Genomic DNA, 16,337 nt, shown 5'->3' with positions numbered 1-16,337 from the left:
TCAGTTCAGGCAGTCCAGCTCAAGAAGGGAGAGATCGTTACGGCGCAGCGCCAGGCTGGCGTAGTCGTTTTCGATTTTGACGGGCCCGCCGAACGGCGCGATGGCCTGAACGGCAAAGCTGGAGCCGGGCCGCAACCCTTGCAGCAGCAGTTTTTGCCGGAATCCCGGACTGATGGCGGAAGAGAAGCGGACAATCTTATAGCGTTTACCGGAGAGAAGTTTCATAACACCACCCTGGCAGGTCAACCTGCCGTGATAATTAACAGGGGGAATTATATTGAGAATGATTCTTAGTCCTGTTGATGTAGGACAATTTTTCACCGGGGAAAGTTATCTGGAAAGTAAACAGGAAACCAGAAAGGTTAATCGCGGACATAAAAGGTTAGCGCGCGGATCGGACGAGCCGCGCGCGGATAGCGGGTTGGGCGCGGTGAAGCGCCCGATTAAATCAGGATTTTTTACCGAAGGCGGCGGCCAGCGCATCGCCCATCGCGCTGTTGCCTGCCGGCTGCGCGGCCGGACGAGCACGCGCTTTATTCGGCGCGGGACGAGCGCTATCGCGACCTGCGCTGCGGCGCGCGCCGGTTTCGCCAGGCTGCTCGTCCAGACGCATGGTCAGCGCGATACGCTTGCGCTGCAGGTCGACTTCCATCACCTTCACCTTGACGATATCGCCAGCCTTCACCACTTTATGCGGATCGTCGACGAACTTATCGGCCAGCGAAGAGATATGCACCAGGCCATCCTGATGCACGCCGATATCGACAAAAGCGCCGAAGTTGGTGACGTTGGTCACCGCGCCTTCCAGCACCATGCCCGGCAGCAGATCGTTCATGGTTTCCACGCCTTCCGCGAACTGCGCGGTTTTGAATTCAGGACGAGGATCGCGGCCCGGCTTCTCCAGCTCTTTAATGATGTCGCTGACGGTCGGTACGCCGAACTTTTCGTCGGTGAAATCCACCGCGCGCAGGTTGCGTAGCGCCGTAGAATTCCCCATCAGATCGCGCAGCGACTGCTCGGTCGCGGCCAGGATCCGCTCCACAACCGGATAGGTTTCCGGGTGAACGGTTGAGGCGTCCAGCGGATTATCGCCCTGGCTGATACGCAGAAAGCCCGCGCACTGCTCAAAGGCTTTTGGCCCCAGACGGCTCACTTTCAGCAGCTGCTGACGGTTGCGGAAGCGGCCGTTCTCGTCGCGCCAGCTAACGATATTCTGCGCGATCATTTTGCTCAGGCCCGCTACGCGGGTCAGCAGCGGCACGGAAGCGGTGTTGAGATCCACGCCCACGCCGTTTACGCAGTCTTCCACTACCGCGTCCAGCTTTCTCGCCAGCTGGCTCTGGCTGACGTCATGCTGGTACTGGCCGACGCCGATCGATTTCGGGTCGATTTTCACCAGCTCGGAAAGCGGGTCCTGCAGGCGACGCGCGATGGAGACGGCGCCGCGTAGCGAAACGTCCAGATCCGGGAACTCCAGCGCGGCCAGCTCGGAAGCGGAGTAGACGGAAGCGCCCGCTTCGCTGACGATCACCTTCTGGGCTTTCACCTGCGGAAACTGCTTCTGCACATCCAGATAGAAACGTTCCGTCTCGCGCGAGGCGGTGCCGTTGCCGATCGCCACCAGCTCTACCTGATGCTTAGTGCAGAGCGCGGCAACCGCAGCGGCGGCTTTGGCGGCCTGGCCGGTATGCGGGTAGATGGTGTCGGTAGCCACCAGTTTGCCGGTTGCGTCCACCACGGCCACTTTGACGCCGGTACGCAGGCCCGGATCCAGACCCATAGTGGCGCGCATCCCGGCAGGCGCGGCCATCAGCAGATCGTGCAGATTGCGGGCGAAAACGTTGATCGCCTCGTCTTCCGCGCGTTCGCGCACCGTGCCCATCAGCTCGGTTTCCAGATGCAGCATCACCTTAATGCGCCACGTCCAGCTCACCACCGCTTTACGCCAGCTGTCGGCAGGCGCGTTGTTCAGGCGCAGATTGAGATGGTCGGCGATAATCTGCTCGCCGTGGCTTTCGCGCGGCGGCTCGTCAAACTGCGGATCGGCGTTTAGCGAGAGCTGCAGCACGCCTTCGTTACGGCCGCGGAACATCGCCAGCGCGCGATGCGAAGGCACCGTCGACAGTGCTTCGTGATGATCGAAGTAGTCGCGGAATTTAGCGCCTTCCTCTTCCTTGCCCGGCACTACGCGCGAAACCAGATGGGCGTTTTTCCACAAATAGTCGCGCACTTTCGCCAGCAGCGCGGCGTCTTCGGCGAAGCGCTCCATCAGGATATAGCGCGCGCCGTCCAGCGCGGCCTTGACGTCGGCCACGCCTTTGTCGGCATCGACAAATCCCGCAGCCAGCTCTTCTGGCTCGTGCGACGGATCCTGCCACAGCGTCTCGGCCAGCGGCTCCAGGCCCGCCTCGATAGCGATCTGCCCGCGCGTGCGGCGCTTCGGCTTGTAGGGCAGGTAAAGGTCTTCCAGCTCGGTTTTGCTCAGCGTGCCGTTGATGGCGTTGGCCAGCTCGTCGGTCAGCTTGCCCTGATCGCCAATGGATTTCAGGATCGACTGGCGGCGCTCTTCCAGCTCGCGCAGGTAGCTCAGGCGCGTTTCCAGCTGGCGCAGCTGGGTGTCGTCCAGGCCGCCGGTGACTTCCTTACGGTAGCGTGCGATAAACGGCACGGTGTTTCCTTCATCCAGCAGACGGACAGCGGCATCAACCTGCTCTGCTCGCGCCTGCAGCTCACTTGCGATTATGCGGCTCAGCGAATCTTTCATTGTCGGTTACTTTATGGCTTAGGAAATTGCGGGAAGTCTACGGACTGGCGGCAGCAATTGCCAGCGTCTGGCCCGGCAGGGGCGCCAAATCCGCAGGATTAGGATTGTTTAACGTAGATGATTTCGTTGACGTACCAGCTCGCTTCGCCAACAGGCGTCTGCACCACGGCCAGATCGCCGACCTCTTTTTTCAGCAGCGCGCGGGCCATCGGGGAATCGATAGAGATGTAGTCTTTGCGCCCGAAAATTTCGTCGTAGCCGACGATGCGAAAGCGCTTGAGCTCGCCGTCGTCGTTTTCCACCTCGACCCAGGCGCCGAAGAAGACCTTGCCTTCCTGCTGCGGCGAATAGTCCACGATGCGCAGCTGCTCCAGGCATTTGGTGAGATAGCGCACGCGGCGGTCGATCTCGCGCAGCCGCTTTTTATTGTACTGATAGTCGGCGTTTTCGCTGCGGTCGCCCAGGCTGGCGGCCCAGGTCACTTTTTTGGTCACCTCTGGCCGCTCCTCGCGCCAGAGAAAGTCTAACTCAGCCTTTAGTTTGTCGAATCCTTCGCGAGTAATCAGTCTGGTTTTCATCCGGCAATGGCCATTTTCAGTGAAACAGTGGCCGCTATTGTAATCACTCCAGCTTCGCTATTCATCCTCAGACAGCGGGCGCGCGTTCATTTTTTACAATGGCGGACGCGTCGGGAATTTCTTCAGCTCATTGCCAGGCTGTTGCGCAGTATGTCATTGACGCAAAGGGGATTGCGCGGGCGTGGCGTAGAGTGAAAGCCCTCTTTATCCGGCAATCACAGGGAAGACTAACCAATGGCACATCTCAACGTAATTGAATTTGGCGCCGATCCCACCGCCGCCACGCTTTCTACCGCCGCGCTGCAGCAGGCTATCGACCAGGCCTCTCCTGGCGATACCGTGGCAATCCCCGCAGGACGCTTTTTGACCGGCTCGCTGTTTCTCAAAAGCGATATCACGCTCTGGCTCTCGGAAGGCGCGGTGCTGCTGGGAAGCCAACAGCTGGCGGATTATCAACAAATTCAGACCCGCGTCGCCGGCATTGATATGACATGGCCGGCTGGCATCATCAACATTAACGCCTGCCAACGCGTGAAGATTGCCGGGCCAGGCGTCCTTGATGGACAGGGAAGCGGCTGGTGGCGACGCTTCTGGGGCGAAGATGAAAAAGGCGGTATGCTGGCGGACTATAGCGCACGCGATCTGCGCTGGGTGGTGGATTATGATTGCCAGCGTCCGCGTAACCTGGTGGTCTACCAGAGCGAAGATATCGAGCTGCGCGATTTTACCAGCCGGGAGTCCGGCTTCTGGAATATTCACCTCTGCTACTCCCGCGCCATTCTGCTGACGCATGTTGTGGTGAGCAATTCCGCCGGGCCCAGCACCGACGGCATCGATATCGACTCCTGCCAGCAGGTGACGGTCGAGCACTGTACGGTTTCCTGCAACGACGACAATATCTGCGTGAAGTCCGGGCGCGGCTTACAGGCGCAGCAGCAGGCGAAAACGGCGAAAGAGATTACTATCCGCCACTGCGAGCTGCGTAAAGGCTCTGGCATCACGCTAGGCAGCGAAACCTCCGGCGGCATCGAACGGGTGACGGTTGAGCATAATCACTTCTTCGGCACGGGCGTAGGCTTTCGCATTAAATCGGCGCGCAATCGCGGCGGATGGATTAAAAATATCGTCGTTCGCCATCTGACCATGACCGACGTTCGCTTCGCCTTTCTTATGCAGCTCAACTGGTTTCCGCAGTACAGCTACGCGACGGACGCCGGGAGCGCTGATTTTCCGCCGCACTGGCAGGCGCTGACGCAGGGCGTGGAAGGTGAAGCGGGACTGACGGAAGTCACGAATATCGCCATCAGCCACATTTCCGCCACGCTCTCTTCGGCAGACATCTTTTCCCGCGCCTTTTTTATCGAAGGCTGCGAAGAGCGCCCGATTAAAGATATGACGTTCGCCCATATCGTGCTGCAGGCGACCGAGTTCGGCAAAATCGCGGGCGTTCATCAGCTGCAGCTCCACAATGTCAGCGTGGATGCGCCTGCTGTCACCAGAGAAGCGAATGATGAATATGAGCGCTAGCGGATTACGCGGACGCTCAAGCCCGTAATGTCCTAAAAAAGCCTGATTTATTCTGCAAAAGAGGATGAAATACAAAGATAAGCTGCTGTTTAATATGCTTTGTAACAATTTCGGCTAGAATATAAACCATTATTGACTGTTACATTCAGGCAGCTTTTTTAAGAATAATGGCTCAGGCAATAGCGCCTTTGGGAGTATCGAAATGCAAGAGAACTACAAAATCCTGGTCGTGGATGATGATATGCGTCTGCGTGCGCTGCTGGAACGCTACCTGACCGAACAGGGTTTCCAGGTGCGTAGCGTGGCGAACGCCGAGCAGATGGATCGTCTGCTGACCCGCGAATCTTTTCACCTGATGGTGCTGGACCTGATGCTGCCTGGCGAAGATGGCCTCTCGATCTGCCGTCGTCTGCGCAGCCAGAGCAACCCGATGCCGATTATTATGGTGACGGCAAAAGGCGAAGAGGTTGACCGTATCGTTGGGCTGGAAATTGGCGCCGACGACTATATTCCCAAGCCGTTTAACCCGCGCGAGCTGCTGGCCCGTATCCGCGCCGTGCTGCGCCGCCAGGCCAACGAGCTGCCGGGCGCGCCTTCGCAGGAAGAAGCGGTGATCGCCTTCGGCAAATTCAAGCTGAATCTGGGCACGCGCGAAATGTTCCGCGAAGACGAGCCGATGCCGTTAACCAGCGGCGAGTTTGCCGTGCTGAAAGCGCTGGTCAGCCATCCGCGCGAGCCGCTCTCCCGCGACAAGCTGATGAACCTGGCGCGCGGCCGCGAATATAGCGCGATGGAGCGCTCTATCGACGTGCAGATTTCTCGCCTGCGCCGCATGGTGGAAGAAGATCCGGCGCATCCGCGCTATATCCAGACCGTTTGGGGCCTGGGCTACGTCTTTGTGCCGGACGGCAGTAAAGCATGAGGCGAATCCGCTTCTCTCCCCGCAGTTCCTTTGCCCGCACGCTGCTGTTGATCGTTACGCTGCTGTTCGTCAGCCTGGTAACGACCTATCTGGTGGTGTTGAACTTCGCTATTCTGCCCAGCCTGCAGCAGTTTAATAAGGTGCTGGCGTATGAGGTGCGGATGCTGATGACCGACAGACTGCAGCTGGAAGACGGCACGCAGCTGGAGGTGCCGCCAGCGTTCCGCCGCGAAATCTATCGCGAGCTGGGCATTTCGCTGTATACCAACGCGGCGGCGGAAGAGAGCGGATTACGCTGGGCGCAGCATTACGAATTTCTCAGCCAGCAGATGGCGCAGCAGCTCGGCGGCCCGACCGACGTGCGCGTCGAGGTGAATAAAAACTCGCCGGTGGTCTGGCTGAAAACCTGGCTTTCGCCCGATATCTGGGTGCGGGTGCCGCTGACTGAAATCCACCAGGGCGACTTCTCGCCGCTGTTCCGCTACACGCTGGCGATCATGCTGCTGGCGATAGGCGGCGCCTGGCTGTTTATTCGTATCCAGAACCGGCCGCTGGTGGAGCTGGAGCACGCCGCGCTGCAGGTTGGCAAAGGCATTATTCCGCCGCCGCTGCGCGAGTACGGCGCCTCTGAGGTGCGTTCGGTGACGCGCGCCTTTAATCAGATGGCGGCGGGCGTTAAGCAGCTTGCCGACGACCGCACGCTGCTGATGGCGGGCGTTAGTCACGATCTGCGCACGCCGCTGACGCGCATCCGCCTGGCCACCGAGATGATGGCGCAGGAAGATGGCTATCTGGCGGAGTCGATCAATAAAGATATCGAAGAGTGCAACGCCATTATCGAACAGTTTATCGACTATCTGCGCACCGGGCAGGAGATGCAGACCGAGCGCGCGGATCTGAACGGCGTGCTGGGCGAGGTAGTGGCGGCGGAAAGCGGCTACGAGCGTGAAATCGAAAGCGCGGTCATGGCGAGTGAACTGCTGGTGGATATCAATCCGCTGTCGATCAAGCGCGCGGTCGCCAATCTGGTGGTCAACGCGGCTCGCTACGGCAACGGCTGGATCAAAGTGAGCAGCGGCAGCGAGCTACAGCGCGCCTGGTTTCAGGTTGAGGATGACGGCCCGGGCATCAAACCCGATCAGCTCAAGCATCTGCTGCAGCCTTTTGTACGCGGCGACAGCGCCCGCAGCACCAGCGGCACCGGACTTGGCCTGGCGATAGTGCAGCGTATTATCGACGCCCATCAGGGCTCGCTGGAGATTGGCGAGAGCGAACGAGGCGGCCTGCGCATCCGCGCCTGGCTGCCGCTGCCGCCCAGCGCGCCGCCTGCGACGGTCAGCAGCTAACTACCCAACGTAAAAAGGCCAGCCCGAAAGCTGGCCTTTTTTTCGTCGCTACGCAGGGCTTTACAGCTGCGGCCCGGCGGAAACCAGCGCGGCGCCGGCTGGCGTATCGGTGTATTTATCGAAGTTCGCGATAAACAGCTTCGCCAGATCCTGCGCTTTCTCTTGCCATTTTTCGGCATCGGCCCAGCTGTCGCGCGGGTCGAGGATGGCGCTGTCGACGCCCGGCAGGGAGAGCGGCATCGCCAGATTGAAGATCGGCAGCGTGACGGTTTCCGCCTTGTCGATATCGCCGCTGAGGATCGCGTTGATAATGGCGCGGGTATCCTTTAACGAAATCCGTTTGCCGCTGCCGTTCCAGCCGGTATTAACCAGGTAAGCCTCTGCACCTGCCGCCACCATGCGCTTCACCAGCACTTCCGCATACTGCGTCGGGTGCAGCGTCAGAAACGCCGCGCCGAAGCAGGCGGAGAAAGTTGGCGTTGGTTCGGTGACGCCTCGCTCGGTGCCGGCCAGCTTGGCGGTAAAGCCCGACAAAAAGTGATATTGCGTCTGGTCAGGCGTCAGGCGAGAAACCGGCGGCAGCACGCCGAAAGCATCCGCCGTCAGGAAGATCACTTTTTGCGCGTGGCCCGCTTTCGATACCGGCTTAACGATATTGTCGATATGGTAAAGCGGATAGGAAACGCGGGTATTCTCGGTCTTGCTGCCGTCGTCGTAATCCACCGAGCCATCGGCGCGCACTACCACGTTCTCCAGCAGCGCGTCGCGCCGGATAGCGTGATAGATCTCCGGCTCCGCCTGCTCCGACAGCTTAATGGTTTTGGCGTAGCAGCCGCCTTCGAAGTTAAAGACGCCGTCGTCATCCCAGCCGTGTTCGTCATCGCCGATTAGCTGGCGCTTCGGATCGGTGGAGAGCGTGGTTTTCCCGGTGCCGGAAAGGCCGAAGAACAGCGCCACATCGCCTTTTTCACCGACGTTCGCCGAGCAGTGCATCGAGGCGACGCCTTTCAGCGGCAGCAGATAGTTCATAATGGCGAACAAGCCTTTCTTCATCTCGCCGCCGTACCAGGTGCCGCCAATCAGCTGAATGCGCTCGGTCAGGTTAAAGGCCACAAAGTTCTCTGAATGCAGACCCTGCTGCTGCCAGTCGGGATTAGTGCATTTTGCGCCGTTCATGACCACGAAGTCTGGCGTAAAGCTGGCTAACGCGGCCTCGTCCGGACGGATAAACATGTTCTTAACGAAGTGCGCCTGCCAGGCCACTTCGGTAATAAAACGCACGCTAAGTCGCGTATCCGGGTTTGCGCCGCACCAGGCGTCCACGACAAACAGACGCTTGCCGGAAAGCTGACTGGTGACTTTCGCCTTCAGATCCTGCCAGATTTCCGCCGAGAGCGGCTGGTTGTCGTTTTTGCCTTTGCCCTGATCGTTCCACCATAGCGTGTCGCGGGTCGTCTCGTCGCGCACGATATATTTATCTTTGGGCGAGCGGCCGGTAAAGATGCCGGTATCGACCGCGATCGCGCCAGATTGGGTTACGACGCCGCGCTCAAAGCCGCTGAGTTCCGGACGGGTCTCTTCCTGATACAGCGTGTCGTAATCGGGGTTGTAGAGGATCTCAACCACGTCCGTGATGCCATAATCGACGAGATCCTGCGGGGTCAGGTCACGCATATTACTGCTCCTTTGTCGGTTCGGTTTTGTGACAGATGAAAGTAAATCACGCGTCGTTAACTAAGATGGTTAACGATTTCTTAATAAAGTGTAAATTGCGATCGCGCGCAGTGTACACGGCTCAGGGCCGAGGAGAAGCGGCTTACGGCAGAAATGAGAGGCAGCGCTTGAAACGATTACTATCGCTGCAGGCTATGCACAGAGATAAGGGTTCAGCAAAATTACTGTGATGAAAAGGCATAGTGACGGGAAAGTGGGGAAAGAGGCTGCGCCGCCGGAAGACGGCGCATAAAACTCAGTGTACGCGCTCGTCGCCAGCGGCGGAGTCGTTACGAATAGCGGCGATATCTACGGCATCGTAAATATAGTGGCTGCCGCAGTAGTCGCAGTGCATATCAATCTTGCCGTCTTCGGCCAGGATCTCGTCGACTTCCGCTTCCGGCAGGCTGCGCAGGACTTCGCCGCAGCGCTGGTGCGAACAGGTGCAGCGGAAGATAACGTCCTGTGGCTCGTAAAGCGTCACTTCTTCCTGATGGTAAAGACGCCACAGCACTTCGTTGGCCGGCAGACCCAGCAGCTCTTCCGTTTTAATGGTTTCGGTCAGCGTCGCCAGATGCTCGAAATCGTCGGTTTTCGCGTCCTGCGCAGGCAGCACCTGCAGCAGAATGCCGCCCGCGCCGCGCTGGCCTTCCGCTTCACCGGTGCGGATAAAGAGTCGGGTCGGCAGCTGCTCTGAACGCATAAAGTAATCTTCCAGGCACTCGGCCAGGGTTTCGCCTTCCAGACCGACCACGCCCTGATAGCGTTCGCCTTTGGCTGGCGTGATGGTGATCACCAGATAGCCGTTGCCGACCATCTCTTTCAGCGTGCTGTCTGGCGCAATCTCGCTGTTAACGCGCGCCACGCCACGCATCTCCTGGCGGTTGTTGCCGTTGATCACCGCCAGGTTCAGCGGGCCATCGCCCTGTAGCTGCACGGTAATATCGCCATCGAATTTCAGCGTGGCGGTCAGCAGGCTGGTGGCCACCAGCAGCTCGCCCAGCACTTTCTGCACCGGCAGCGGATAGTCGTGACCGTTAATAATCTGCTGCCAGGTGTCGGACACCGTCACCAGCTCGCCGCGTACGGCGTAGTTTTCAAACAGATAACGGTGCATTTGGTCTTGATGAGCCATAATTCTCTCTCGTTGTGGCGAGCTATTCGTCGCCAGAATTTTTAAATTTCATCAGGTCACGGCGCTCTTTTTTATCAGGGCGACGGTCGGGATGCGGCATAGTCAGCGCGTTCATTTTTCGCGCCAGCGCTATCTTTTCCCGCTTCTCAATACTTTCCGGGGTTTCGGCATACATCTGCTGAGCTTCTACGGCCGGACGACGCTGATCGCCGATTGTCAGCACGGTCACCGTGCGTTCGTCATTGCCCTGACGCAGGGTCAGTTCGGCATTCAGTTCCACAATCTTGCTCGGCTTGCTGCGCTGGCCGTTGTAGTGAACTTTGCCGCCCTCAATCATCTCACGCGCGACGGCGCGAGTTTTGTAGAAGCGAGCGGCCCACAGCCATTTATCGAGCCGAACCGCTTCTGCGGATTTCTCTTTCATCGCTGCTCCTGTTTGGGAATATCCCTATGTATGGGTTGCCTGTCGGAAATCAAGGTGCCTCTCCGGCTTAAGCCGGAGAGCGTCATGCGGAATAGCGCAGAGAGGACTTTAGCTTTAAAAATAGCATAAAACCCACGGGCTCAGAACAGCGGGCGAATGCTCTGCGGCGAGCTCAGGGCAGGGTTAAAGCACTTATCGTAGTAGTCCTGAATCGCCGTGGTGCGCACGCGATTGAGGTGGATGCGCCGCAGCGCCAGCAGTGCATTGATAATAAAGCTTAAGGTGACGATCAGCAGCAGCAGGCTGGTGCCAAGATAGCGGCCAAGCCTGGTGGCGTCCGGCTCGCTGTGCAGCGCGACATGGCGCGTGCCGTTGGCGTCAACGGTGATGCTGGTAACAATGCCGCTGGCGGAAAACGGCGTATGCAGTAACATTCCCGCCAGGCGCTGCAGCTCCGGCCACTGCTCGGGCGCGTTGAAATCGAACAGCGAGACGCCAGGCGCCTGCTGATTCACTAACTGGCGCCCTTCGTCACTGATAATCAGAAAGCCGCCTGGCGGCGGGCTGTTAAGCGCTTCCGCCGCGCGTCTGGTTTCCCGATAGAAAAAAGAAGAGGTGGCGGTGTTGACCAGATTCTCCAGCGCCTCGGCGCTGACCGGACGCAGCAGCACGTTGGTGTCGGTCAGCGCGCCCGAATCGGCACGGCGCACCAGCGTCTCCCAGTCTTTGGCGTTGCCCAGGTTGACCAGCGCGTTCTTCAGCCTGACGCAATCCTGCTCCTGGCTGCAGAGATCCTGCGTTTTCAGCACGATATCGGCAAAGTCATCCAGCAGGATCATGCCCGATTTCTGGATAGCGGTCGCCAGCTGAGGATTCAGCTTGGGATCGGTGCTGTTTTGCGGATGCAGCTGGACGCTGGTGGTATTCAGCAGCGCCGTCGCCTTATCGATAATGTCCGACTGCGGCTGGGGCAGGGGAGCGGCGTTATTCCAGTAGACCGCCGAACAGTCAAAAGGCATAAAAGCGTAGCTGCGGTTGCCCTGATAAGTCGCCGGTACCGAGCACATGCCTTCGCCGTTAACTTTCAGGCTGTCGCCGACGCGCAGCGCTACTTTTTCCAGATCGGCCACGCTATGAACCTGCACGCTTTCCGTGCCTTTCAGCCAGGCGATGCTCAGTTTCAGCGGCATACTTAGCGGCACCAGGCTTATCAGCAGCACCAGCACCAGCAGCGAGCCGGCAGCCAGCACCAGGTTTTTGCGCCAGCGATGGATAGGAAAGTTGCGTACCTCGTCCTGCAGAGACAGGAAGCGTCCCTGACGCACCACCTGACGATTGAGATAGATATCCACTTCGGTAGGCTGGCCTAAGTCATGCGCGACATAGGGCTGCCAGTGCGGCGGATAGATCAGATCGATAATGCCCAGCGAAATATTGCTTACCTGGCCCTGGTTGGATTCGCCGAACAGGCCCCAGCGCTTAGGCGCGCCGCGCAGACAGTGGATTTCACGGAGTTCGCTCTCGCCCGGCCTGCGCCACAGCGACCAGGCGCTTACCACAATCATCGCCAGCGCTGCGGCGATCAGCCACGGCATCAGCACCGCCGGCCCGACCAGGCTGAAAAACAGCAGCAGTAGCGCCAGGCTGATAGCGGCGGCCTCGCGCGTGCCGTCGGGACGGTTGAGCATATACTCTTCCGGCGTCTCTTTACGGACGCTGAGCAGCTCGATATTTTCGCCTTCTTCTTTCCTGATAGAAGCGTTCTGCGCGACGGGCCGCGCTACCGCGCCCAGCGCAGGCGGCTCGTAAACATAGTTCACCAGCGAGTGGCCGTTCAGCGAGATCACCAGCGGAATAGTTTGCGTCTTGATCAGCTCAACGTAGTTTTCCTCGGCGATGTACTGCTCCCAAAGCGGCGGCAGATGCACTTCCACGGCGTCCAGATAGTAACGCCACTTGTGCGGTTCATCGGTGGAAAGGCCGTAGCGGGTAATAGAGCGGGTAACCGGATAGACGTTGCTGCTCTGGGAAGTCAGCGCCAGATTGTCGGCTGTTTGCGTGGTGCCGCCGGGAAGGGGGATCGCGCGATGCTTTTCCAGAGAGCCGATATAGCGCTCGACGGCCTTACGCTCGTCGTCGCTGAGTTTGCGAAAAGGCGGACTGATAAATGGCAGTGGTTTCGCCAACGGCGGACGATGCCGCATAGCGTACCAGAAAAAACAACCCGCCCCGATCGAACAGGCCAGCATTACAGCCAATATAATGACTATTGTGCTCATGCTTTTCTCCCTGCCATCCTGCTCCTGCCATTATGCTGGAAATTACCGGCCTGAATCATAAGTATATCGGTATTGTGACGGCTTCAGGCAGCGCTGGCAATCCGCGATGTTCATTAAAATAACGCGCAAAATCATAAAATTAGAATAATTGTAAATGGGGCCCGTCGTGATGGTAACAAGCCGTCATGGCCAGCAGAATCGGTATATTCCTATTTTGTAAATCGCACATTGACTTTTTTAAAACTTTTTAATTACTTATCAACTGATTTGTTGTAAAGGTGTAAAATTATTCACGCCGTGATTGGCAACCCCGTTGGGCTGCCGCACAATGGCGTAAAACACGGTAAATTTACCGTAACTGGCGAGCGCGTATGCTCATTTTTTTGGCTTTTCCCTGGGGCCACTATGACCGGACAACTGCAAAAACCCAAAATTCTTAACGTCGAAACCGTTGCGCGTTCTCGTCTGTTCACTGTGGAAGCCGTGGATTTAGTGTTCAGCAACGGCGCGCAACGCGTTTATGAGAGAATGAAACCCTCCGAACGCGAGGCGGTGATGATAGTGCCGATTGTGGATAACCATCTTATCCTGATCAGGGAATACGCCGTCGGGCTGGAAAATTATGAGCTGGGCTTTCCCAAAGGGCTGATCGATCCCGGTGAAACGCCAGCCGAAGCCGCCAACCGCGAGCTGAAAGAAGAGGTCGGGTTTGGCGCGCGCCAGCAGGAATGGCTGGGCAAACTGACGATGGCGCCTTCCTACTTTTCCAGCAAGATGAATATCATTGTGGCGGAAGAGCTTTATGAAGAGCGGCTGGAAGGCGACGAGCCGGAACCGCTGCCGCAGGTTCGCTGGCCGCTGGACAACCTGATGGCGCTGCTGCAGGAGCCCGATTTCTGCGAAGCTCGCAACGTCAGCGCGCTCTTTTTAGTGCGCGAATGGTTGATCCGTCAGGGACGAATTAGCTACTAGCGTTTGGTATGCGGCGTGAGAAAAAAATAAAGCCCGGTGAAAACCGGGCTTTTTTGTTAGCGCTACGCGCGGGCGTCAGAACAGCTCGTGGCTTTCGCCATTGTCCATCAGCGTAGTGCCGACGTCATGCACGGAGTACTCGGTCGGCTGCGTGCCGTTGATAAAGTACTCCTGACGCGTGTTGCCGCCGCCGTTGGCGAGCTTGCCGGTGCGGCGGTCGATAGTCACCGTGACCACGCCGTCAGGCGGCGTCAGCGGCTGCACAGGCACGCCGTCCAGCGCGACTTTCATATAATCGTCCCAGGCTGGCTGGGCGCTTTTCGCGCCGCCTTCATAGCCTGAAATCTGATCCTTGATTGCGCCGGAAGCGGTGGTTCTGCCCAGGTCGCGCCGGTGATCGTCAAAGCCTATCCAGACAGAGGTCACAACGCCGGGGCCATAGCCGGAGAACCAGGCGTCTTTTGAACTGTTGGTGGTACCGGTTTTGCCGCCGATATCGTTGCGCTTGAGATCGCGTCCCGCGCGCCAGCCGGTGCCCATCCAGCCCGGCTCGCCGAAGATATTGGAGTTCAGCGCGCTTTTAATCAGGAACGACAGCGGCGTGTTGATCACGTGCGGCGCGTACTGCTCATCCTGCAGCGGTGGCCGGGAAACCTGCTCCAGCTGCGGCTGCGGCACCACGGCGTTAGCGCCCTGTTGTGAAACTGCCGGGTTTTCCACGCTATCTTCATTCAGCGCTACCGCTTTCTGCGTTTCACCGTATATCACCGGTAAATTGCATTCCGGGCAGGCGACTTTTGGCTTAGCTTCAAACAGCGTATTGCCCTGTTCATCCTCTATCTTACTGATAAAGAAAGGATCGACCAGGAAGCCGCCGTTAGCCATCACCGAGTAGCCACGCACCATCTGCAGCGGCGTAAACGAAGCGGAACCCAGCGCCAACGATTCGGTATGCACGATATTCTGCGCCGGGAAACCAAAGCGCTGCAGATATTGCGCGGCGTAATCGACGCCCATCGCGCGCATGGCGCGCACCATCACCACGTTCTTCGACTGACCAAGCCCCTGACGCAGGCGAATCGGACCATCGTAGGTCGGCGGCGAGTTTTTTGGCCGCCAGTCGGCGCCCGCGCCCGCGTCCCAGCGAGAGATCGGCACGTCGTTCAGGATTGAAGCCAGCGTCAGCCCGCGATCCATTGCTGCGGTATACAGGAACGGCTTGATATTCGAGCCGACCTGACGCAGCGCCTGGGTGGCGCGGTTAAACTTGCTCAGGTTGAAATCGAAACCGCCTACCAGCGCGCGAACAGCGCCGTTGTGCGGGTCGAGCGAAACCAGCGACGAGTTGACATCCGGCACCTGCGCTAACCACCAGGCCGTCTCCATCTGGCGCACCCAAATCTGCTGGCCGGGCTGCACTACCTCGCTAACGGAGGTCGGCGTGCGGCCCTGCAGGGTATCGGACTTATAAGCACGCGCCCAGCGTACGCCAGCCAGATTCAGCGTGACGTAGCTGCCGTCGCGCATCAGCACGGTAGCCTCTTCGCGGTTCGCTTCGGTCACCACCGCCGGAAACAGCGGGCCGTAAACCGGCAGTGCCTTCAGCGTTTTCAGAATCTCTGTACGTTCCCACGGCGTCTGGCCCACTTTCCACAGCACGTTCGCCGGGCCGCGATAGCCGTGACGCATATCGTAGTTCAGCACGTTGTCCTGCAGCGCTTTTTGCGCGCCCAGCTGCAGCTTACGGGTGATGGTCGTGGTGACCTTAAAGCCGTCGTTATAGGCGTTGTCGCCGTAGCGTTTCACCATCTCCTGACGCACCATCTCGGTCAGGTAAGGCGCGGAGAAGGCGATTTCCGGCGCGTGGTAGTGCGCTTCTAATGACGAGTTGCGCGCTTCGTCGTACTGCGCTTGCGTAATGTAGTTCTGATCCAACATACGGCTGAGCACGACGTTGCGGCGGGCCAGCGCGCGGGTATGGGAGTAAAGCGGGTTAAAAGTCGACGGCGCTTTTGGCAGCCCGGCGATCATCGCTATTTCGCCAAGCGAGAGCTGGTCGACGTTCTTGCCAAAATAGACCTGGGCGGCGGCGCCCACGCCATAGGCGCGATAGCCCAGATAGATTTTATTCAGGTAAAGCTCAAGGATTTCGTCCTTACTCATCATCTGCTCAATGCGAATGGCGAGAAAGGCCTCCTTGATTTTACGCATCAGCGTGCGCTCAGGGCTGAGGAAGAAATTACGTGCCAGCTGCTGCGTGATGGTACTGGCGCCCTGCGAAGCGTGGCCGGAAACCATCGCGATGCTGACCGCACGGAAGATACCGATAGGATCGATGCCGTGATGCTCATAAAAGCGGCTGTCTTCGGTGGCGATAAAAGCCTTAATCATCTCGGGCGGGATCTGGTCGAGCTTTAACGGAATACGGCGCTTTTCGCCATATTGCGCAATCAGCTCGTTATCCGCGCTGTAAACCTGCATCGGCGTTTGCAGCCGAACGTCTTTCAGCGTGGCGACGTCGGGCAGCTGCGGCTGTATGTATTGATACAGACCATAAATCGAGCCGGCTCCCAACAAAATGCAACACACTGCAAGGATCAAAAAATACTTTACGAACTTCACCTGATATTTTCCATCTTAAGTCGCCTGGACAGTTTATAAACAATCGCGCGGTAGT

12 protein-coding genes are annotated in these 16,337 nt (G+C 58.4%); 4 read left to right on the top strand and 8 right to left on the bottom strand.

Annotated elements, in window-relative coordinates; genetic code table 11:
- The 3 genes from MKZ79_RS19545 to greB form a co-directional block, all read right to left on the bottom strand.
- A complete protein-coding gene (locus tag MKZ79_RS19545; RefSeq protein ID WP_336144284.1) occupies positions 1 to 225 on the bottom strand; it encodes a FeoA domain-containing protein in 225 nt (74 codons plus the stop codon).
- A gap of 223 nt (positions 226 to 448) precedes the next feature.
- A complete protein-coding gene (locus MKZ79_RS19540) occupies positions 449 to 2,764 on the bottom strand; it encodes a Tex family protein (RefSeq protein WP_336144283.1) in 2,316 nt (771 codons plus the stop codon).
- Between the two features lie 98 nt (positions 2,765 to 2,862).
- Positions 2,863 to 3,342 carry a transcription elongation factor GreB gene (gene greB, locus MKZ79_RS19535; RefSeq protein WP_336144282.1) on the bottom strand — a complete coding sequence of 160 codons (480 nt, stop codon included), beginning with the start codon at positions 3,340 to 3,342 and terminating at the stop codon, positions 2,863 to 2,865.
- 234 nt (positions 3,343 to 3,576) lie between these two features.
- Here greB and MKZ79_RS19530 point away from each other — a divergent pair, with 234 nt between their 5' ends.
- The 3 genes from MKZ79_RS19530 (at position 3,577) to envZ (ending at position 7,137) form a co-directional block, all read left to right on the top strand.
- A complete protein-coding gene (locus tag MKZ79_RS19530; RefSeq protein ID WP_336144281.1) occupies positions 3,577 to 4,869 on the top strand; it encodes a glycoside hydrolase family 28 protein in 1,293 nt (430 codons plus the stop codon).
- A gap of 202 nt (positions 4,870 to 5,071) precedes the next feature.
- Positions 5,072 to 5,791: an osmolarity response regulator transcription factor OmpR gene (gene ompR, locus MKZ79_RS19525; RefSeq protein ID WP_001157751.1), complete on the top strand. Its 720-nt coding sequence runs from the start codon at positions 5,072 to 5,074 to the stop codon at positions 5,789 to 5,791.
- Positions 5,788 to 7,137, top strand: a complete 1,350-nt coding sequence (gene envZ, locus MKZ79_RS19520) for a two-component system sensor histidine kinase EnvZ (RefSeq protein WP_336144280.1) — start codon at positions 5,788 to 5,790, stop codon at positions 7,135 to 7,137. Before ompR ends, envZ begins: the two co-directional genes overlap by 4 nt.
- Positions 7,138 to 7,197: 60 nt before the next feature.
- On the opposite strand, the gene pckA is transcribed toward envZ, so the two are convergent.
- From pckA to MKZ79_RS19500, 4 genes are all read right to left on the bottom strand, one after another.
- Complete coding sequence (gene pckA, locus MKZ79_RS19515) at positions 7,198 to 8,811, bottom strand: phosphoenolpyruvate carboxykinase (ATP) (RefSeq protein ID WP_336144279.1); 1,614 nt, start codon at positions 8,809 to 8,811, stop codon at positions 7,198 to 7,200.
- A 295-nt stretch (positions 8,812 to 9,106) separates the two neighbouring features.
- Positions 9,107 to 9,985: an Hsp33 family molecular chaperone HslO gene (gene hslO / locus MKZ79_RS19510; protein ID WP_336144278.1), complete on the bottom strand. Its 879-nt coding sequence runs from the start codon at positions 9,983 to 9,985 to the stop codon at positions 9,107 to 9,109.
- A gap of 22 nt (positions 9,986 to 10,007) precedes the next feature.
- Positions 10,008 to 10,409, bottom strand: a complete 402-nt coding sequence (gene hslR, locus MKZ79_RS19505; RefSeq protein WP_336144277.1) for a ribosome-associated heat shock protein Hsp15 — start codon at positions 10,407 to 10,409, stop codon at positions 10,008 to 10,010.
- A gap of 140 nt (positions 10,410 to 10,549) precedes the next feature.
- A complete protein-coding gene (locus MKZ79_RS19500) occupies positions 10,550 to 12,688 on the bottom strand; it encodes an intracellular growth attenuator family protein (RefSeq protein WP_336144276.1) in 2,139 nt (712 codons plus the stop codon).
- A gap of 405 nt (positions 12,689 to 13,093) precedes the next feature.
- Between MKZ79_RS19500 and nudE the strand changes: the two genes are divergently transcribed.
- Complete coding sequence (gene nudE / locus MKZ79_RS19495; protein ID WP_336144275.1) at positions 13,094 to 13,660, top strand: ADP compounds hydrolase NudE; 567 nt, start codon at positions 13,094 to 13,096, stop codon at positions 13,658 to 13,660.
- Positions 13,661 to 13,735: 75 nt separating this feature from the next.
- On the opposite strand, the gene mrcA is transcribed toward nudE, so the two are convergent.
- The gene (mrcA, locus tag MKZ79_RS19490; RefSeq protein ID WP_336144274.1) at positions 13,736 to 16,282 is read right to left on the bottom strand and encodes a peptidoglycan glycosyltransferase/peptidoglycan DD-transpeptidase MrcA; all 2,547 of its coding nucleotides are present in this window, start codon (positions 16,280 to 16,282) and stop codon (positions 13,736 to 13,738) included.
- Positions 16,283 to 16,337: the final 55 nt, after the last annotated feature.

Origin of the sequence: Erwinia sp. CGal63, from assembly GCF_037026505.1 — a bacterium.
Classification (GTDB): domain Bacteria; phylum Pseudomonadota; class Gammaproteobacteria; order Enterobacterales; family Enterobacteriaceae; genus Erwinia.
Note: the sequence above shows the minus strand (reverse complement) of the source record. Positions and strands in the feature narration are given on the sequence as shown.